The organism is Clostridium beijerinckii (genome assembly GCF_018223745.1).
In the GTDB taxonomy this organism is placed as follows: Bacteria; Bacillota; Clostridia; order Clostridiales; family Clostridiaceae; genus Clostridium; species Clostridium beijerinckii.
Window position 1 is genome coordinate 4,672,594 of record NZ_CP073653.1, and the last position, 21,942, is coordinate 4,694,535.

At 29.0% G+C, this 21,942-nt stretch carries 15 protein-coding genes, 1 pseudogene and 1 riboswitch; of the genes and pseudogenes, 1 reads left to right on the forward strand and 15 read right to left on the reverse strand.

The window, feature by feature from the left end; translation table 11 throughout:
- Positions 1–87 precede the first annotated feature (87 nt).
- Positions 88–1,533, reverse strand: coding sequence for an O-antigen ligase family protein (locus tag KEC93_RS21090; protein ID WP_077869622.1), 1,446 nt, complete (start codon positions 1,531–1,533; stop codon positions 88–90).
- 420 nt (positions 1,534–1,953) lie between these two features.
- Between KEC93_RS21090 and KEC93_RS21095 the strand changes: the two are divergent.
- Positions 1,954–3,256: pseudogene (locus KEC93_RS21095) on the forward strand (IS110 family RNA-guided transposase).
- Positions 3,257–4,073: 817 nt separating this feature from the next.
- Here KEC93_RS21095 and KEC93_RS21100 read toward each other — a convergent pair.
- The 14 genes from KEC93_RS21100 to KEC93_RS21165 all read right to left on the reverse strand — a co-directional run bounded on the left by KEC93_RS21100 (position 4,074) and on the right by KEC93_RS21165 (position 21,841).
- On the reverse strand, positions 4,074–6,920 hold the full coding sequence (locus KEC93_RS21100; protein ID WP_172462686.1) for a vWA domain-containing protein: 2,847 nt from the start codon (positions 6,918–6,920) through the stop codon (positions 4,074–4,076).
- 48 nt (positions 6,921–6,968) lie between these two features.
- Positions 6,969–7,580 (reverse strand): type II secretion system protein, encoded by a 612-nt coding sequence (locus KEC93_RS21105; protein ID WP_077869750.1) that lies wholly within the window; start codon positions 7,578–7,580, stop codon positions 6,969–6,971.
- A gap of 15 nt (positions 7,581–7,595) precedes the next feature.
- Positions 7,596–9,956, reverse strand: a complete 2,361-nt coding sequence (locus KEC93_RS21110; RefSeq protein ID WP_077869751.1) for a hypothetical protein — start codon at positions 9,954–9,956, stop codon at positions 7,596–7,598.
- Positions 9,957–9,972: 16 nt separating this feature from the next.
- Complete coding sequence (locus tag KEC93_RS21115) at positions 9,973–10,419, reverse strand: type II secretion system protein (protein WP_172462685.1); 447 nt, start codon at positions 10,417–10,419, stop codon at positions 9,973–9,975.
- A gap of 49 nt (positions 10,420–10,468) precedes the next feature.
- Entirely contained in the window at positions 10,469–11,767 is a 1,299-nt protein-coding gene (locus KEC93_RS21120) for a pilus assembly protein PilO (RefSeq protein WP_077869753.1), read from the reverse strand.
- A 1-nt stretch (position 11,768) separates the two neighbouring features.
- On the reverse strand, positions 11,769–12,326 hold the full coding sequence (locus tag KEC93_RS21125; protein WP_077869754.1) for a PilN domain-containing protein: 558 nt from the start codon (positions 12,324–12,326) through the stop codon (positions 11,769–11,771).
- 15 nt (positions 12,327–12,341) lie between these two features.
- Entirely contained in the window at positions 12,342–13,544 is a 1,203-nt protein-coding gene (pilM, locus tag KEC93_RS21130) for a pilus assembly protein PilM (RefSeq protein ID WP_077869759.1), read from the reverse strand.
- 186 nt (positions 13,545–13,730) lie between these two features.
- Positions 13,731–14,147, reverse strand: coding sequence for a prepilin-type N-terminal cleavage/methylation domain-containing protein (locus KEC93_RS21135; protein WP_077869755.1), 417 nt, complete (start codon positions 14,145–14,147; stop codon positions 13,731–13,733).
- A 75-nt stretch (positions 14,148–14,222) separates the two neighbouring features.
- Positions 14,223–15,425 carry a type II secretion system F family protein gene (locus tag KEC93_RS21140; protein WP_077869756.1) on the reverse strand — a complete coding sequence of 401 codons (1,203 nt, stop codon included), beginning with the start codon at positions 15,423–15,425 and terminating at the stop codon, positions 14,223–14,225.
- Between the two features lie 129 nt (positions 15,426–15,554).
- Positions 15,555–17,249 carry a GspE/PulE family protein gene (locus KEC93_RS21145; protein WP_077869757.1) on the reverse strand — a complete coding sequence of 565 codons (1,695 nt, stop codon included), beginning with the start codon at positions 17,247–17,249 and terminating at the stop codon, positions 15,555–15,557.
- 114 nt (positions 17,250–17,363) lie between these two features.
- Positions 17,364–18,116 (reverse strand): prepilin peptidase, encoded by a 753-nt coding sequence (locus tag KEC93_RS21150; protein ID WP_077869758.1) that lies wholly within the window; start codon positions 18,114–18,116, stop codon positions 17,364–17,366.
- A gap of 238 nt (positions 18,117–18,354) precedes the next feature.
- A riboswitch (cyclic di-GMP riboswitch) is annotated at positions 18,355–18,437 on the reverse strand.
- Positions 18,438–19,097: 660 nt separating this feature from the next.
- A complete protein-coding gene (locus KEC93_RS21155; RefSeq protein ID WP_171787120.1) occupies positions 19,098–19,268 on the reverse strand; it encodes a hypothetical protein in 171 nt (56 codons plus the stop codon).
- 198 nt (positions 19,269–19,466) lie between these two features.
- Complete coding sequence (locus tag KEC93_RS21160) at positions 19,467–20,861, reverse strand: IS5 family transposase (RefSeq protein WP_111944660.1); 1,395 nt, start codon at positions 20,859–20,861, stop codon at positions 19,467–19,469.
- A 602-nt stretch (positions 20,862–21,463) separates the two neighbouring features.
- Entirely contained in the window at positions 21,464–21,841 is a 378-nt protein-coding gene (locus tag KEC93_RS21165) for a hypothetical protein (protein ID WP_077870019.1), read from the reverse strand.
- Between the last annotated feature and the right edge of the window lie 101 nt (positions 21,842–21,942).

The following is a 21,942-nucleotide window of genomic DNA, read 5'->3' on the forward strand; positions in this document are numbered from 1 at the left end:
AACTTCACTCATCATTTAATTAAGTGAAGTTTTTTATTTAAAAAATCAATATCAATGTTGCTATCATTATTATTTAGTAAAGGGATATTAAGATTTTATTAAAAATAAATTCTCAGATTCTCTTGAATAGCTAGAAAAACTTTTTAAAAGCAACTTTTGTCTTCCGCTTGAAATTCCTAATATCATAAAGAAAAATGGACTTGTATAATACATAGTATTACCAAACATTGATGACGCTAAATAAGCAATTACTATGCATAATATACAGATATCTAGCCTCAAAAATTGTTTCCTTTTCTTTATAAAAAACATAAAATAAGTTGCTAGTGCTGCAATATATAAAAGTGCAGCTGGAATACCTAGACTTGCAGCAAATTGAATAATCTCGTTATGTGCACGATCCGTATTAATTTTAACTTTAGCATATTGATCCCCAAGATTATCTGCTCCATAACCAAATAAAGGTCTTTCAGAAATGAATCTAACTCCATTCACCCAAAGAATCCATCTACCCGTTCCTGCTTTATTAGCATCTGGAGATTTCTCTGCTATTTTAAATATATCTCCGCCTAATGTCCAAAAATCCTTGTAAGTATGACTATTTGAAATGTTCATACCTAGCGTAATAGCTACGAAAACACTTGTAACTATTGCTACTCGCTTTAAAACTTTTCTGTCTAGCAGAATTGAAAAAATAATGCTAAAAATCAATCCTACTATAACAGCAATGTAAGGTCCAAAAGATCCATTTTTAATTAAGGCAGCTGTGATAACAGAAAATATTATGATTCTAAAAATCAGCTTTTGAATTGATTTTTTCTCTGTAATAAATAGCAACGATGCACTCATTATAGACATACACAAGTAATATGCATAATGATTAAATTGACAAAAGATAGACGAATCAGAGGTTAATCCTAATGTATTATTTAACTCCTTAGAATCAACAAGAGTCAATATCGATAATGCCACTGCACATAAAGTAAAAATTTCGAAAATAATCTTTATTAATCGTCTATTTCTTACTACATATCCACAACAAAAAATTCCGCAGTAAGTGAAATATGTAATGATACCTTCTTTTCTATACAATGTACCATTAAGCGAAATATTAATATTATCTGAATTCAAACACGATATTATGCTCCAAATAAGCATCATAAACAAAAATAGATGAAATAGGTTACTTTTAATATAGTTCTGTAAAGATACTTTTTCTACTTTTGCTTGTAAAATACTTTTTGAAAAAGTGATAACTCCTAAAATACAGCCAAGAAAACCAATTGTTTGAAGTATTTCATACCAATATAGTTGTTTGAACATAAGTATATATGTTTTCTCTACATCATTTACAAAATTATTAGAAAGTATAACAATTAATGGTGATAATACCCATAAAATAAGTAGCAAGAGAGCTGACCTTTCAATTAATTGTTCTGGGATATAATTAATGAGTTCACTAACTTTAGTCATTTGACGTATGTCTTTGTAAACATATTTTATCTTTTTTTCTAGTTTGGTTATTGGTTTCAATATAATACCTCCTTGTATAATCTAGTTGTAACATTTGATAGAAAACTATTTATCTTTCTAACGAACATTACACCTCTTATTATTTTTAATATTCTAATTTATTACTTTGCCTACGCCCCGATAGGGAATATGCATTTCATATCTTAAATAGTTTTTTATTTAAATTCCTTAAAGGAATCTAACCAAGTTTTATATAGTCTAGTATAATACTCCTGAATAGAAGATAGATGTAAACCTCCTGGGAGGTCTTTTAGAACCTATACCCGTAAAAAAGCGTATCATTTCATCAGGTAGAATTCTATGTTTAGCTGGTTGGGTTTCCCTTCGGGAATTACCCGTGTCACAAACAAGGTTATAAGCTATCTGACAGAGTGGAAGTTCTATTCTATATCTAAAATTTAATTTAAGGAGATATATACAATGTCTAATTTTTTTTATAGTCCTGTAATAGGAATTGATGTTTCAGCTGATTTTTCATATACTGCAATACTCGCACCGAATGGTGATATTTATAAGAAGTCATTTAAAATAAAGCATGATCTCAATGGCTTCAACCACTTAGTTAATGAAATAAAAAAAGTGGAAGAAGAGTTTAACATGAAAACTGCAATTTTCATGGAGTCCACTGGCGTGTACCATTTATCTCTTTTCCACTATCTTAATAAATATTTCGATAACACATTTGTTATCAATCCACTCGTTACTAAGTCTAACAAAAATGGTGACATAAGAAAAGTGAAAAATGATAAAAAAGACGCTTTATCTATTGCAACAATAGGAAAATTTCAAAACATTAAGTTATCACAACAACTTAGCCTTGATATTTTTCTTCTGAAAAATCTTGTAAGAGAGTATTACAAACTTACAGATACTAGCTCTACTTTTAAGAAAAAATTATCCGCTGATTTAAGAGTTATTTTTCCTGGCTATAATACTATATTTTCAGATTCAACATCTAAAAGTTCAATTGAGCTTTTAAGTCAATATCCAACGCCACAATCAATTTTAGAGGCACCTAAGGAAAATATAATTAAGATTTTCCTTAATAGCTCTAAAAAGGGCATTATCTGGTCGGAAAATACATATTCCAAATTATTTAAGGTTGCTAATGAAGCTAAAATAATTGGCTTACCGTTAGACGGTTTAGCCGTCAAAATAGCCAGCTCTATAACATTAATAAAAACTATTCAATCAGAGATTGATACATTGCTACAGAAAATTAACAATTTTATACAGTCTGAAACTTTTCCTGAATCTATTAGAGCTAATATTGAACTAATTGATTCAATTCATAAGCATAGGGCAATTAACTGCTATTACTATAATAGCTGAAATAGGTGATATTGATGGTTTTCTTAAGCCCAAACATCTTGTAGCTTTCTTTGGTATTGATAGCTCAGTTAATCAATCAGGTAATTTTAAAGGCGATGATAATAAAATTTCAAAAAGAGGAACTCGAATCGGTCGAAGAGCATTATATTCTGTTGCACTAGCTTCAATCCGTAACAATCGTAATGGAGTTCCTATAAATAAAGTCCTATTAGATTATTATCAAATAAACCTTAAAGGCAAAAAGCCTAAAATCGCCTTAGTCGCTATAATGCATAAAATTATAAACTACATTTTTGCTGTTCTCCGAAATCAAACTCCGTTTGAGCAAAGAGATCCCAAAATACATAAGCAAATGTTCCTAGAAAATAACTCTTTAAACAAAGTCGCTTAATTTTATTCCAATTTCTGTAACCGTTCGTGTTTTAAAACGGTTTGTTTGCCATACTCTTTTTCCAAAAACTATTTTTTTGAAAATTAACTTGACTATTATTAGCTGGTCTTGATTTTAGATAGTTGTTAATTCCAGCCACCAAAACATGCTATATATAGATTTTGATTCCACCGAATCTAAAACGTGATTTTTATTCGTAGAGTTCACTAGTTCCATTTTTATGATAATACAACTTTTCTATTAGTAAAGCTTTTATTTAGCTAAAAGATTTAGTTAACACATATAAAATAACTTTAAAGATAAGCCATCAACTTTTTATTTCTAAAATCCAGAATAATTTTGGAAGGACAATCCTATGTTTTTTTACATAATCTTCAAAAATATTTTATCTAAAAGTCATCTATATTATATCTTAATCTATGAATCCATTAATTCATAATGCCACCATTACACCCATTAAAAACCAAAATATTCTTTTATCCATTTTGCTTAGTAGCTTTTGTAAACAAAAAGATGTACGAATAAGATATACCTTATAAATCCATTTAGTATTATTTTAGTACTTATGCGAAATATATCCTAAACAATTTTACTGTGATATAATTAATAATTACAAAGTAAACATATACCCTCAATTATACATTAAGGATAAATTCCAAAAAGCTCCACTAAATCTTCATTTAGCGGAGTGTGCTATACTTACTGATTTCTTTATTGTAGAGATTATGAATTATTTAACGTTGAACATAGGTCTGACAAACTTACAAACTCTATCTCTAATTTATGGTAATAATATCTTAAAACTCACTTTTCTCGTTTAAAATAGATCTGGCAATCCCACTATTGAATAGTTATACGTGTCTGATTTACTAGTTCCTATATAACATTTATTATATATAGGAAGACCATCTGCATATTTAGAATTAAATTCCTCCTCAGTTAATGTAGTACCTATCCTATAGTTATAATTTATTAAATAGTAAGTTTCTTCAAGTGTTCCAACTGGTATTGAAAATGTCAGAGTTGCTATCTTACCATTGTTAGTTATAGTTGGTGTTAAACTAATGGATGTTAGAGTATTATCTTTATTAACCTTATATACGATAGTACTAATATTAGATATATTTATATCACTTAAATTTGATGAATTAACATCTATAGATACTGTGGTACTTTGTCCATTAGTTTTTATTAATGCACCCATACCTAAACTCGAATTAATTCCTATAGCCCTGTCTTGACTATTATAATTAGTAATATAACTTTCTCCTAATCCTAAGCTTCCTTTATCAGATTGTTGTTTAAAGAACATTCCCTGCTTTATATCATAGCTGCTTCCTATATTTAAAACTAAGTCACTAAAAGATTTATTTAATTCAATTCCCTCTATATCAGTATAATAAAGCTTAGAATTATTTAAATTAAAACTTCCAACTTGATTTGGTATCATATTAACTGAAACTCCAACCGGTATTCCAACATAGCATTTATTAGTATTGTCATAGTTATAAAAAATCTTTATACCTCTATTCAAAGTATTAGCACTACCTTCAAAGTTAATTCCTCCTGGAAGCACTTCGTATACTCTGGCACTTATTATAAGATCTGAATTAATAACATTACTTAATTTTGTAATATCTTCACCCGCAGATAGTTTATTAAACTCTGTTGAAGCAATAGACGATACTTCCTTTAGTACATCATCATTTGTATCATCTCCTGAAGATATTACTGAAATAGCTAAATTTTTTGTATCTACTATTTTTTGAGTTATTAACTTAGCATATTCTTCAGATTTAGTTACATCCGTTCCATAAGTTAAAGCATTAACTTGACCTTCTGTTAGACTCCCCATATTATTATCTAATTCCTCATAATAATCTACTGTTCCATCTTCTGCTTTAGTATATGAATAATAGTTTGGATTATTCTCTCCAAAAATAACTATTCTTCTATTAACATCTTGGGTGTTATTAAGCGCAAAAAGTGCTTTTCTTAATCCTTCTCCTAAATTACTTCCGGTAGAGTTAGTAATACTATTAATTTTACTTAGCAGTGTTGAGTTTGTTGCTCCGACAAAATAATTAGGTTGAGTTTCCGTCCCAAAATTAGCTAATACGGCACCAGTATCATAAGTAACTAATGAAAATGATACATCCGTAATACTATTAAATTTACTTAAAAAGTTTCTAATATTATCTTTTTGACTATAAGACGAATCAACTAAAAGTACTACTTGCTTTTTCTTTCTAGTATTAGTTACAGAAATATTTTTAGGGCTTATAGAATAATTCATTTGCAACGTTTGCCCAAGCTGAGTCTGACCACTATAACCTGTTATATTTCTTGTAAGATCAAATCCTATATCTAAATTACTTACAGTATAATTAAATGTAGGAATGGATTTAGTTATAGTACTACCATCAACCCCTTTATAAGTAACAGCCCAATCACTACCTAAACTAGTGTAACTTCCACTTTTGCTGGCTTTAAATTTAAAACTTATATAAAATGGGTCTGCAATATATCTGTTTGGAGTTGTACTAGTATCTAATCTATATGATATATTGGGTAATTGCCGAGTGTAATTCTTTCCATCAATAGTCAATTCTGCTGTAGATCCTGTGTATTCTATGTTAGAAGGTAGCGTAAAATTAAATTTTACACCTTCAACTACGTACGCTGATTTAATTTGGTCCGCAATTTGACTATAAACTTGATCAATGGCAGTTGCATCTAGTGCACTAAAGTATTTTCCACCAGCACTTTGAGATAACGCAAGCATTTTGTTAGCCGAACTTCCTGAACTATAAGCTATTTGATAACTAGAATAGTTATTCTCTTTAATTTTTGTAGCCATAATTGATGCATAATTAAAGCAGTTCTCTTGAGAATCATCAGAATTTCCTGGTCCTCCCACTTGCTGACTTCCATCATCTTGTAAATCAGTGTAGTACTCCCATCCATCAGAAACTTTCTTATCTTCTAAATACCACCCTCTACTCAAACTCCATGTCCATTCTTGTACTATTTTGTACTTATTTTTATACATATAAAAAGTAGGCTCTCCATCAGACATTAATATAATATACTTCTTAGCAGTACTATTTCCACTGTTAAGCATATTTAATCCATATCTTATTCCATCTCCTATATTAGTTCCACCATCTGCCCTAAGATTATTTATTTTATTCTTTAATGTGGTCACTTGGGTTGATGAAGTCAATCCGATACTATTGTTATCATAATTTGCTTTAGTGGAATAGGTTGCTATCCCTATTTTTACATTTGTTTCATTTTTAAACTTATCTATAAAATTATTAGCTGCTGTCCTTAATGCTGCAATCCTAGAAGTACTTCCAGAAATGGCCTGACTCATACTTCCTGACGTATCCAAAACAAGAACTATTTCCTTATCAGTTATTACATTAATATCTCCTAAAGCAAGAGGATCTGGTGTTACTTTATACGTTACTTCTATCTCCTCATTAACTTTACCACTAACATCTGTACTTGTAGTTTTATTTGTTTTTTCATATGTTATTGTTAAATTTGGTTTTTCTCCTGTTGCGTTAACAGAGCTGACATTAGTAACTATTGTTATAGCAAGTGTTAAAACTATAATCAGCAGATTATATAATTTTTTCTTTTTAATTAGACTCATAATATCACCCCCTATTCGTAAATATAAATACTTAACGGTCATATCTAACTAATTATCCTTATTTCTAAAAGTAACCTTCACTTTAATAGGATAATCAGGTACCCTACTAAATACCTTTTGACTACTTAATACAATATTAAATTCAATCGAAGATGTATTTGCAAACCTATCTCCTGGAGCTGCTGGCACCACAGTAAAGCTTTTTACATGGGTTGAAAGTGTTTTAGAATGATTAGAAGAATCAGTCCACTCTACCCGTAGACTTCCATTATCAAATATAATATTATACGGCTGTAAATTGCTTACATTCTCATGTCCACTTACATCTTTAGAATATTCACTATCCTTGCCATAGGACTCTAGTTTTATCTCACCTATAGATGTTGAAGCCAAATCTGTATATTTTTTATTTACATATCTACCATCTTCATCTTCATAATCTCCATCAATTTTTATATCCGTTACACCTGTCCCCTGCATACCAATTGTCGTTAACTCTTCTTGGATATTCCTTGCTTCCATTTGTAGAGCGAATCTAACATCGGCATCTGAAAATACTTTATTCCCAGTATAGAATATAGAATATAGAATTCCCAGAATAATAGTAGTTAATCCAATTACAATTATCATCTCTATTAATGTAAAGCCCGATTTTTTCATTTACAAATTCACATCCTATTTTATAAGCTTCCAAAGCTTTTCGTCTAAATACTTGGATAGGTCATAATCAGCATCAGTATTATAATAATGTCCATTTTTAAATACTTCTTCAAAAATATCTAGATTTTGTGCTTGAACATTCTTTACTACATTATCATCTTTGAATAGTTTTGTATCATTTCCTGTAATATCTAATGTTCCATTTGTAATAATACTTCCTCTAAAAGTGATACCTCCTTGAATCTCCACATCACCGTTTGTAACTATAACTCCATTTAGCACCCCATTTTTTGCTTTTATAACTATAGGTGAACTTGAATCATCTGGAACCTCTATTGAATCTTCTCCTGTAGTATTTTCTATTATTATGATTCTATCTTCATTGTTAAATATAGCTTTTTCTGATTTATTTTCTTCATCTTCTAAGTTATAATCCAAATCTTCTATATTGGATAAATCTATTAATTCTGATACATTAATTGCACCATCTTCTCCATCTCTATAATCATCTTCTGTTGCGGTTTCTCCAAGCTTATATACTTTTTCTGCATATTCAATTTGTTTTGCTCCTATAGCAGTTTCATTATCCATATGGTAAGTTGGACCTTTTAGTTGCTTATTTCCATCCTTATCCTTAAATACTATTGCTCCTATTGAATGAATTTTACTTAAATCAGCAGATAATTTAATTTCTCCTACATCGAGATTATTTATATTATCAAGAGCATCCCAATAATCAACAAAGTGCTCACCTTTCTCAATGACAGTTCCATTAATTAAATAAAGAGGATTATCATATTCAAAATGTAAATTTTTACTTGCATCACTACCTACACTTGAGGAATAAGCTTCATAATTTCCTTTGATACCTATTGATTCACCTGTTTCATATTTACCATCTGTATTAATATAAGCCGCCCCCATAATCCAGGCTTCATTTGTAATATTTATACTCGATGTAAATGGATTACTATCGTCACTTTTATCCTTATTAACTATAATACTACTAGAATTTCTCTTCTTTGTATCATCTGAATCATTATCAGTAATATCATTAATTCCATAAAAATTATTAATTGTAATATCTGTATTGTGAGCTTTTAATGTTAAATCATTGTCCACTACTAAATCATTTAATATATCTAATTTAGATTTATCAACAGCTAGCCCACTAGCAAAATCTTTTCCCTTTCCCACATATACATTTCTAGCATATAGACTGCCTTTTATATTAACACTGACCTGATCTATAATATTAAATGTACTTCTCGTAATAACATTATCATCAAAAGTAATACCTTTACTTTTATCTATTTTTATTCCACCTAAATACTTATCATACGCTATCTCACCAGTACCAGTTACTTCTGATGCATCTCCTTGTACAAATATCTGACCATTCACTTCAATATTATTAACATTAATTAAATTCATGTTTTTACCAACAACTAAAGATTTGTTATCTAAAACTGCATACTTCTTTATAGACTGCATGTAATCAGGAACCTTTATTGTATACACTGCCTGGACTTGTCTTAAATTTGTTGTTTCAAAATTTGAAGTTACTTTTATTATATATTCTTGCTTATCATAAACATCAATATTTAAATCATTATTCTCCTCTATCCCATCTAAAGTTCTGCTTATACTCTTTAGTTCATTTTTCTCTCCCTCGTTATAGCTAATTCCACTTTTATCCTTCTCAACATCCACATCTGGAGTTGGATTTTTATCATCATAAACAAAAAGTCCTGGTTCTTCTTGTCCATCATTATTATTAAAAACTACATGTTCATATCTATCATCTTCAGAATCTTTGTTTATGTTTTTAACGTATTTTTTACCTAATATAGATTTAGCTAATTCATCAGCATTATTAATGTCTTTAGTATCTTCTAAATTATTACCACTTCTATACAAAAATTCATTAAAAGCTCTTTTAAATTCTTCATTTTTTAATAATTCTATATTATCATTGTCTTCTATTATATTAGTTCTTTTTTCCTCCCTTAATTCCCTTTTTGCATCACTAGTTAAGTCATCAGGAACTTCAAGGTCTTTCCAATAATTTATATCCTCTTTTAATTTTGCATATTTTTCATCATTAGTACTGTTATCATTTTGAACTCCACTCATTAGATTGGTTACTTGAGTATTTCCATATTCAACTGCTGCATTAAAAGTTCGCCCTATTATATTATAGGCAACATCTAACCCAGACTCTGCGCTATATAGATTTTCTACCCTTTGACTTTCTACCACTCTGATCTTATATTCACCAGCTACCATAGATAAACTAGCGGTCATTACTGTTATTACAAATGCAAAAATTATAACACTAACAATTAAGGTAGCTCCTTCCTTCTTTCTTTTCATTTAATCACCACCAGTATCAATTAATATTTATAGTCTGGTTATATTTTTCACTAAATAATTCTTTATCTTCTTCATCTTTTATGGTCACAGTAACGTCATATAAATATCCTATCTTAGAAGCAGTGTTTAGACTCAATTGATTTTTAGTCAAGATAACTTCTGCTATATATTTATAATCACTTCTATTATAGTAGTTTCCATATACATCCAATTTTTCTGTTCCAGAATATCTTTCAGTATTTCCTTGTAAATTAAAATTATCATCTAATTCAATTGTCGTGTCAGAAGGGTTAATACTTCCACTATCTGAGATTTCCTTTATTTGTTCTATTATCTTATTTCCAGCATGTAAGGCTACTTGCTTTTTTTCACTTGCTTTTGTAGTTTTTATAATTGATATATAAGATTCATATACACCTACGGAAAGTATTGCTATTATAGCCATAGTTATTACTACTTCCACCAAAGTAAATCCTTCATATTTTCGATAATTTCTCTTAATAAGTCCTCACCTACTTCTGATTAACGCTTATATTACTTCCATCGCCTTCAACTGTTACCCGTGGATCTGCTGAATCATCTCCACTTATATCTACATTTACTAGCCTATCCGTCTGATTTATTATCTTTAACTTAAGTTCTGATTTATCATTTGAAGTAATCCTATTTTCACTCAGTACATTTAATACTATATTATCTGATGTTGGAATAAATTCCGCTCCATGCCCATCATAATTTGCTGGAAATGTTCCTTTTGAGGTTTTATATTTATAATAATATTTATCTCCTTCTTGAGTTAATATCATTTCTACATTTTCTGTTGAATTACTGTCCGCATAAACATAAGTTGTTCTTAAATCATCATTTGTTTTTCCTAGCATTATTGTAGGCAAGTCAGAATTTACAGATTTGACTGAGGCTACAAAATCACTAGTGTCCTTATTGTCATCTATATTCCCGCTCGCTGCTCCTGTATTAAACGGTACACTTTTCCCATAAGTGTTATTTAAATCCCATTTTAAATAACTTTCTAGCTCATTATCAATCTTTGGAACTGAATAGATTTCAAGATTAATTGTTCCTTTTATAGTATCTATTGTGTCTTCACTTATTTTTAATGAATTTACTACAATTTTCTTTTCATTTTGTCCAATTGTATTTAATAATTTATTTAGTCCATCATAACTTCCCTCAAAGTCTACTTCACATTTCATGTATTGTACTGTATTCTTTTTATCTTTGGAGCCTCTTGCGTTTGAATAATTTTTAGTACTTGTCTTATTATTGCTATTGGAATCCTTAGCATTACTGCTGGTTTGACTTTGATTAGAATTATTTGAACTTACATAATTCCGATTTGTATTGCTATTTTCTTTTGCACCTTCAGTTATATTATTATATTCATCAACTATTCCTTGTAGTGAACTTTCCGGCAAGGTTTCACTCTTCTTATCTACAGTTTCTACACTATCAGAAACTATACGGTCAAATTTAATTCCTCCATCTAATCCACTATCTTTCAATAAAGTATCCAATTCTAATATTATGTGTTCTTCACTTATTGAAGGATAAAAAGGTAGTGATTCATCGCTTATTTTTGCTTTTAATATTTTTATATCACTTTTCCTATCTTCAATTGAATTTATTGTGCTCATAGTAGTAGTATATCTCTTTTCAAGTTCAATTTCTCGCTTAGTCTTTTCTTGAATAGACTTTATTTGATAAGAATATACGAATTGGTAGTATGCAAAACCTACTATTATAATTCCTAAGATATATAACATTATTTTTTCTTTATTACTTATCTTCATATTATTCAACATCCTTTAACACACATTTTATATCAAAGGAGTATTCTCCCTCTACTGCACCTGAACTATCTATTGAATTTACATAAACACTTTGCATTTTTGATAGCGAACTTAAATTATGCTTTAATTCTGCAACTGCACTTCTATTTGTTGCTACACCTTTTATAGTTATTGTGTTATCTACTATGTCTAAGTTCTTAAATGAAAGTTCACTTGGTACTGTTGAACTTATATCCATTAATAATATATCTGAAACATTATCTCTATTCTTAACAGATATCGCAACATCAGTAAGGGCACTGTCATATTGCTTTAATACAGTTATCTGTTTATTTACATCTTCTGCTTCTTTTAATTGCTCTTGAATTTCTGATGCAGATAATTTATTATTATAATCTTCTATACTTCTATTTAGCATAATTATTTTAACAGTATTAACTGCAAAAGTTCCAGTTATTAAAATTGCCACTATTATTATTGTTCCATATATATAACGCTTAAAATTTATTTTTTCTTTACTTTTCCCTTGGTAAGGTTTAAAAAAGTTTATATCTTTCATTTCATCGCCTCCTTATTAAAGTCTTATGACTGAACCTATGACATTTATAAAGTCATCAATAGGTTTACTATCGTCATTTGACTTAAAGGCAATTTTAGAAAGTACTTTTCTTCTTGTTTTTATTCCAAGCTTTGTTGTCATATATTCTTCTATTCCTTTTAGTTTGGAACTTCCTCCAAAAATAACTATATTAGTTACCTCATCCCCCATATTTTTATTCTTATAAAATTGAATTATCTTTTCTATTTTTTCTATCCAATCATCCACAATTTCTCTTACATATATGTTAATTGGTTCAAATGGTTCTTCTAAATCTATGTTTTTAAATTTGAAATTTTCTATCTCATCAGCCTTAATTCCGTTTCTTTCTAATAATATTTCGTCTATATCATTTCCACCAGCTTTTATCATTCTAGTAAAATCTAAATTCCTATTTTTATATATGTTAACATCGATAAAGCTTGCTCCCATATCAATAAAAGCAACTGAATCTTTTGGATTATATTCATATTCACTATTATTATCTATGCAATTAATAAACTTATTTATTGCATTATAGTTTACATCTAAAGCATGTGGCTTTAAATTTAATTTTATAAAAAAATCATAATATCCTCTAACTATTTTCTCTGGATATGCAATTACTCTTACATTAAGCTTTTCTGATCCATTTATTTCTTCTTCATTTAAAAGTTGTACTTGTAATATATAATCTTCTAAATTTATAGGTAAGTATTGTTGTATTTCATATCTTACCACAGTATCCATTTCTTCCTCTTCTACTTTTGGAATTAAAATTTCTCTATTTATAATTAATGTAGAATTATTAGTACATATAGCATGTTTTGCTTTTATTCCATTTTCTTTTAATACTTGTCCTAATTTAATGAATAACTCTTCCGATTTTTTTATTTCTCCATCTACAATGGCACCTTTAGGTGTTTTTATAGTAATATATCTATCTATAGTTAAATCTTCTTTATAATATATTCCTTCAACTATCTTTATCATAGAACTTCCCATATCAAAGGCAATGACTTTTCTCTTTTTTTCTGGGGTGCTTATTTTATTTATTCTTTTAAAGCTTTTTGAGAATTTGACCTTTAAAGTTCCTAAGTCCATATTCATTAAAGCTTTAATATTAATTGACTCTCTATTTTCTTTAAAACTTGCGCCCCTAGTGTTTTTCTTGATTTCAGACTTATCCTTTTTCTTCATCATTCTCAACTTTCCCCCCATTTTTTCATTTTTATTATTTGTTTTCAAAACTAATAACTTTTTGCTTATATAATTTGATTTTATACAAGTATATTGCTATAAAATTTATATATACTTTTATGTGTAGGTTATACTTGTAATTCCTACACATAAAAATTAAGTTAATATTGATATAATTAATTAAAATTATGATATTGTATCCTCATAATCCCCACCAGGTGTAGGCAGTATTTCAGTGTCTCCTGCCTTTACAGTGACTTCTCCGTCAGCACTAACGCTAGCTGAAAACGCATTGCCTTTTTCCGTTTTTGCTTTTGCTGTTGGAACTGTAGTAGTATCAAGCACATCTGTGAGAGTAACTGAATCAGTGTCTAAGTCTATATCGCCATTTGCAACTGCTGCTGTAACTGCAGTTTGAATGTTCTTTGCTGTTGCTATGTCTGCCTTTACATTTGAATTTTCTCTTATTTGCCCAAATTTAGGAATAGCAATTGCAGCTAAAATTGCAATTATCGCTATAACTATAATTAATTCAACTAATGTAAATCCTTTCTTTTTTTTCTTTGTTGTTTGATTCATTTTCTTCGCCAATAATTGGTTCATTTTAAATCCCTCCTGATTTCATATTATATATCTTAATGCACCCTGTAAATTAGCATATGCATTAATTGCTTTTTATTAAATCTGATTGTAGCTATCAAACATTGGTAACATTATAGAAGCCACCATAAATCCAATTATAAGTCCCATTATAACTATTAAAAGTGGTTCCATAAGTGCTACTGAAGTTTGAATTATTGAGTCTAACTCTTCATCATAAAAGTCTGCCGTTTTATTTAATATATCTTCTAAAGATCCTGTTTCTTCTCCTATTTTCACCATGGAATAAAGCATTTCTGGAAATATTCCACTTTCTCTCATAGATCCGTATAAACTTTCTCCTCTTACAACTTTATCTCTTATTTTTAAAAGCTCAATTTCAGCAATTTTATTACCCGAAACTTCTGATACTATTCTTAATGCTTCTACAAGTGACAGTCCACTTGCTATTAAAGTTGACATAGTTCTTGTAAATCTTGATACTATAATCATCTGATTAAGTTTTTTAAGTACTGGTAGCTTTAACTTCAGATTACTCGAAAAATGTATACCTTCTTCACTTTTTAAGAATATATTAATTAAAAATACAGCCAACCCTATTACTATTATAATAATATACCAATAATTTTTAATTCCACTACTAAGGGCTAATAACAGTTTTGTTGACCATGGCAATACAGTGCCACTCTGTTCAAATATTTCGGTAAAAGTAGGCATTACATAAGTTAAAATAAATACCACTGCTCCAATAGAAACCATTCCTAATACTGTGGGATATATTAATGCACTTCTTACTTTATTTGAAATTTTATTTTCTTTTTCATAATTTGATGCCATTCTAAGCATTATGTCTTCTAAATTACCACTCGCTTCTCCTGAAGCCACTAAAGATACTAAAAGATCTGGAAATACATCTTTATGCTTTCTCATGGATTCTGATAAAACTTCACCTTTTGCCACATCATCATTTATTTCTTTAGTGGCTTGTCTTAATTTTTGATTTTCAACTTGTGAACTTAATATATCCAAACATGTTAGAATTGGAACTCCTGCATTAAGCATTGTATAAAACTGTCTACAGAATACTGCCAGGTCTTTAAGTTTTACTTTCTTATTGAAATTCAAGGTAATATTTGTACTTTCTACTACCTCTTCTACCTTTAACGGATAGTATCCATTACCTGAAATAAAATCAATAACTTCATCTCTAGAATCCGCTTCATAGCTTCCTTCTATTTTTTCTCCATCTGGGTTCATCGCTCTGTATTTAAATTTTGCCATATAATCACCTTCCTTTCAATGCACAGTTTACAATTAACAATGCAGAATTAATAATGAAATTTCGTTAGAATTTCTTAATATATTTTTAAGTCCATTAAGAACCTGCCCTTCATCGAAAATAATTCATTGTTAATTGTCATTGGATAGCGTTACTATTGTTGCTAGTTCTTCTATTGTTGTCATTCCATTTAGCACCAGATCCTTACATTCACTTTCTAAAGTTTTCATGCCATTTTCTATTGAAATATCTCTTATAATATCTGAATTTTCACCTGAATTTATAGCTTCTCTATGTTTTCTTGTCACTTCCATAATTTCGTAAATACCAATTCTTCCTGAATACCCGGTATTATTACAATATCCACAGCCTGTACCTTTATATAGAGTTAAAGTCTCGCTTATATTTCTTTCTAAAACCTCTTTCTCATATTTACTAGCTTCATACGCTTCCTTACAGTTATTGCATATTTTTCTTACTAATCTTTGCGCAATAACTCCAACAACAGAAGTTGAAACCAAATAAGGCTTAATTCCCATATCTACAAGCCTTATTATTGATGAGGGCGCATCATTTGTATGAAGAGTACTTAAAACCAAATGCCCTGTTATAGCTGCTCTAGTAGCTATTTCAGCTGTTTCCTCATCTCTAATTTCTCCAATCATTATAATATCTGGATCTTGCCTTAATATACTTCTTAGCCCACTTGCAAAAGTTAACCCTGCTTTTTCATTTACGCTTACTTGGTTGATTCCATTCATGGTATATTCTACTGGATCTTCTACTGTAATTATGTTTACACTATTAGAGTTCAATTCATTTAATATTGAATACAGAGTTGTAGATTTACCGCTTCCTGTAGGTCCTGTAACTAATATAATTCCGTGAGGATTTCCTATTATTCTATTTAATCTATGAATATTTTCTTCACTCATTCCAAGCTGCTTTTTATTTAATATCGCTCCATTGGTGTTTAAAATTCTTATTACAATCTTTTCGCCATTAACCACTGGAAGTATGGATACTCTAAGGTCCACTTGAGCTCCATCAACCTCGAACATTATCCTTCCATCTTGAGGTATTCTTTTTTCTGCTATATTAAGACCCGCAAGTATTTTTATTCTTGTAACTAAAGGTCCTAAACTTTCTATCCCAAGTGTATTAACGGTCTGAAGCTTTCCATCTATTCTATACCTTATTCTTATTTCATTTTCAAATGGTTCTATATGAATATCGGAAGTTTTCATTTCTACTGAATTTTTAAACAGGTAATCCACCATTTTAACTACTGGTGCACTATTAACTTCGCTCATTTCATCTATGGCTTGTTTACTATTTTTGACTGCTTTAGTACTTTCTTTTGCCAGTTGAATAGCAGCATTGTTAACCTGCTGACTACTATAATATATTCCTATAAATTTCTTTATATCCGCTTTTCTAGATATAAACGACTCTATGTCAAATCCTGTTGATATTGCAACATCATCAATAGCAAAGATATTAAGTGGGTCTGCGAGGGCCACTTTAATCTTATTGTTATCAAATCCAAATGGGATCAATAAGTATTTATCACACAAATTTTGAGGAATTAATGTAATTGCTTTTCTATCAAAATTTATTGTGTTTAAATCTACTTTTTTAATTCCTGTCTGTTGTTCTATTGCTTCTATTATATCTTCTTCAGTTATAATTTTACTATCGAGTAGTATTTCTCCTAGTTTCTTCCCTAGTGTCCTTTGAGACTTTAATGCTTCTTGCAATTGATATCCTGTAATTTTCCCCGCATTTACAAGAATGTTACCTAGTCTTCTTTTCTCAGTTGCCATTCTGTGTCTCACCTTTCCTATGATTTATAAATAAAATGCGGTATAACACCTTATAATCAGTATAAGTTTGCTATTTAATTTACACAAGTAAAGTTATTGTAAAAAAGTGTATCTTCACATTAACACATTCCAATAGATTTTTAATATTTCTGCTCCATAGAGCATTGAAATCAAACTTCCTATTGCTATAAAAGGGCCAAATGCTATCTTTTCTTTTGCCTTCTTTAATTTTAGCGCTAAAACAATTATTCCTATTATTCCACCCAGCACAATTGCTAGAAATAAGCCTAATAAAATCCCTTTAACTCCTAAGAACACTCCACACACAGCGGCAATTTCAATATCACCTTCACCCATTCCCCTTGTTAAAAACACTATTAATCCTATAATTATTGCTCCTAGTATTCCTCCTAGAATTAAATCCAGAACATTATTCTTATATAAAACATATTGTAATAATATAAATAAAATGCCAACTATTCCTCCAAAAATCGTGGTGCTTGTAAATACGAACTGCGTATCAAAATCTATAGCACTAATTACGATTAAAAGAGATACCAAAATACAATATTTTATAGTGATTAGATCTAATCCAAACTTTACATATACAATTAAATACATCAATCCATTTAAAATTTCTATAAAAGGGTATCTTATAGAGATTTTCTCACCACAATACCTACATCTTCCTCTAAGAAATATATAGCTAAATACAGGCACTAGATCTAGTGGATTTAAGTTATGTTTACAGGTTGTACAATGGGATGGTGGGAATGCAATTGATTTTTCTATAGGAATTCTATAAATACAAACATTTAAAAAACTTCCTATAACTAGTCCTAAAATACATATTAATGTATAATCCAAAAAATCACCTCTCATTGTACATTTTAATATTATTTAACTTTTTTGTAAACGTTGTTGTATATAAATTTGTATTTTATTCTCATTTTTTCAAAATATTTAATTAAAATTACATTAAGATAATAAAGATTCATTCTCTTATTTTAATCATAGTTAGAAAAAGTACATCTTCAATATATCTCCACTATATTTGTAAGTATATTACAAATTCTTTAAAAAAATATAAAAACCGGCCTTTATAAAATATAAAGGTCGGTTGCACTACTAACTCACCATATATAAAGTGCCCAATTAAAATATATGGATCAAAGTTTCCTTATAACAAAATATACTTGTTTTTTCTTTTATTTCTTACATAACATATTAAATACAGCCAATATATGCCATAGTAATTATACCATAATGATCATTATTGGGTCTATCTTGTTTAAAACTTTTTCTTCTAAAATATTATTAACAATTATTTACTGTACAGACCTACATTTTTTGTAATCTTTCATATATAATTTGGAATAATTGCCATATATATTTCTATTCCATAATACCATGTTTACAAAAATTTTACAACTATTGAATAACATTGTTAATCGCGTTTTACATATATACCAGAGGATCTTAGTTTCTACTTGTATCTTTAATAAATATTGATTTATATTAATAAACAACAAATATGCTTTAAATATCCCTTCTAAATTTCATCTATTATAGTTTAAATGCTTTCTACTATAGATGCATATCTTTTTAAATTTCTATCATATATTTATCGTTATCTTGTAGTTCTTTACTAAGCTCCTAAATGTCGCTTAGCGATAATCTTTTTTCTTCATCTATCCTATAGCTTATAATTTATTAATTTTAATGTTTTAATTCACGAAAACGTGATATAATATAAATAAGAAAAGTTAGTGCTGCAAACACTAACTTTCCCTAGAACGTTTTTAAGTTTAGGGCTATTAGATTTTTATTTGGTTAGAAAAAGAACGCTTAATCTTGGTCTGATGGGGCGTTCTTTTCTGTTGTCTTAAAATTTATTTTAAAACCTTTTATGTTAACATCGAGATTAAACTCACAATTTTTAGAATTACTTCTTAAAGCTCTATTAATCAGTATAACTAATAGTATCAATATTGATATTATTAACAATCCAATTATCACAATCTAATACCACCCCCTTAGACCATTATTTCTAACAGCCCAAGGCGGAAAACGCACAACCACCGTAACCCATCTTTACGGAATATAGGATTATTATAGCATTATTGTATTAGGATTAAAATAATTATTTACTAGAACAATGACTTCAGTCTGAGGTCTTTATCCCTTAAATAGGGGGTGCTTTAAAACCCCCTATATTTATATGTAGTATTCCAAAATATAGTAATTTGTAAAATGGCCTAGAATGACCCTCAATTTTTTATCAAGGTTCATTACAAAAAATGCCATATTAATAACGCACTCAGCAGTTTCTTTTAAATCTGCAAATATTCTGGCTAAACCATATCTAGTTTTACCAGTACCAAACTTTCCCTCAACTTCATTTCTTTCGCATGTATCAACATACTCTTGATTTTTTTCAGCTTTAGTTTTATTCTTTTTAGGTCTGCCTAAAGCAGGGCCGGTAATGCTAATTCCATTTTCTTTGCAATAGTTTAAGTTTTTTCTATTTCTATAAATTTTATCAGCCAATATTCTTTCAGGATAAAAGCCATTTCTTGCTTTATAACTCTCTGTTATAGGTATTAAGCTTTCGCATTCGTTGTAAGCATCCCAACTCAACTTTTCCATTCTAACATAACCATTAGCAACACTTATTTCAACTTTTGCCCCGAATTCCGTAGGAGCTTTAGTTTTTCCTCTAACAATTGGTCTAACATGTGGTTGACTGATACTAACAATCCTATTTTCTACTGTATGTTTTCTATTATCAAACATATATTTTTGTTGATGATATAACTGTAAAATCACTTCATATTCTTCTGATTGTCGACTATTAAGCTTTTTTCCATTCGCAATAAAATTTACTACATATCCAATATCTCTAGCAATATAATTTAATTGTTTCCTTATAGCTTTGCGCATCTTTTTAGAATTTTTCTTTCTGGCCTTTGAAACATTTAGAAAATCCTTACGCGCAATTTTCCTATAAGTTCTAGGCTTTTTAGATTCAGAAGGATTATGCAATTGATCAATATATCCTTCAAGTTTTTCTCTTGCAGAATTTAAAAGATTTAAATCTTGTGGATAAGTTATATCGGCTGGAGTACATGTTGCATCAATAATGATAGTGCCTTGATTAGATTGATCTGAATCATTTCCATCATCATTATCGTCATGCTTATCTTTATCATCATTATTTTTAGTAGTATCTTTAAGAATAGTATTATTCATTTCAATAATCATATCATCATCAATTCTTTTTCGAAATTCAACCATTGAAGACGCTCCAAATGGTGCGGAATTTTGGAATTCTTTCAAACCAATAAAATATTGAAGGTAAGGATTTTCGGCGATAGCAGATACCGTTTCACGATCGGAACAATTAAGTTTTTGCTTTATTATTAAGCTTCCTAATACAATTCGAAATGGTTTTGATGGACGACCATTATTAATGAATTGTTTAGCATATGTTTCTTCAAATTCATGCCATGGTATTATTGACGCTAATTTAACCCACCTATTATTTTTATCTAATTCTCCGTATGGAAATATAAAATCTTCTATTTTTAATTGGTTATCAATTGAATACATATAAATTCACTCCTAAGTGCAAGGGTTTTTACCCTATATTTAAAATATCTATGCACTTAGTATTCCATAAAATATCATACATAATACTATTCCAAACACTTAAGCCAATTTGGAGCAGCCCCTAAATAAACCTGCTTTAGTATGTAAGTAATTTAGAAAATCTACAAGTAACAAAAAACACCTCCAATATCAATTAACTATGTATATTGATATCGAAAGTGTCATTATTTTATAAGTATGTCTTAACCCAGAGATTTTCACACTTTTCAGAGCTTGTAATCTCTCTATTCATCCCATCCTTCAGGGAATTCAGCGTTGTGGTAAACTTCTTGAACGTCATCGTCATCATGACTCTAAAATGGCTATATAACTAAGTTTATAGCAATTTCTGTTATTATTATATTATCAATATACACCTTAATACAAATTTATACAAATACTTATATCAAATCAATGTATACCTTGATATAATACTATACCTTTTTTACCAACTTTACAATAATTATTTTATATAAACTATAAATAAGAAATCCTACATTGTATATGTGTTTAAAAAGAAGACTAAAACAAAAATAAATTTGTATAGTCTTCAAGGTAATTAATTAAGCTATTATTTTTTGTACTATTTCAAGGTGTCTTCGTTTAATATCCTTGGCTGATAGCATTGTGTAAATTGCGTGTATATCATTTTTAAATTTCTTATGTGGGTACTGCTCTACGTGTTGACTTAGGTATTTTCTAATAGCAACTATTTGTTGTCTATCTAGTTCTTTTTCCTTGAATTTGTCGTGAAAATCTTTATAAACATCGTTATAAAGTAATTCAACTTTCAAGGGTCTAATTTTTTGTTTGTTCATTTGATTAATAACCATTTCGGCAGTAATTACGCTTTTGGGTATTAATCTTAGCTTTTGTAATCCAAAGTGAGTGAATATTTTTATCACAACTGGTAAAGCTAATAATGCAATGATGTAATTCATATACATCGACCTCCTATTATTTTTTCATATTACTGTTTTGTATAAAATTTTTTCTTTGGTTTGGTTTAAATTTTATCAAAAGTAATATGTATTTTTGTAGG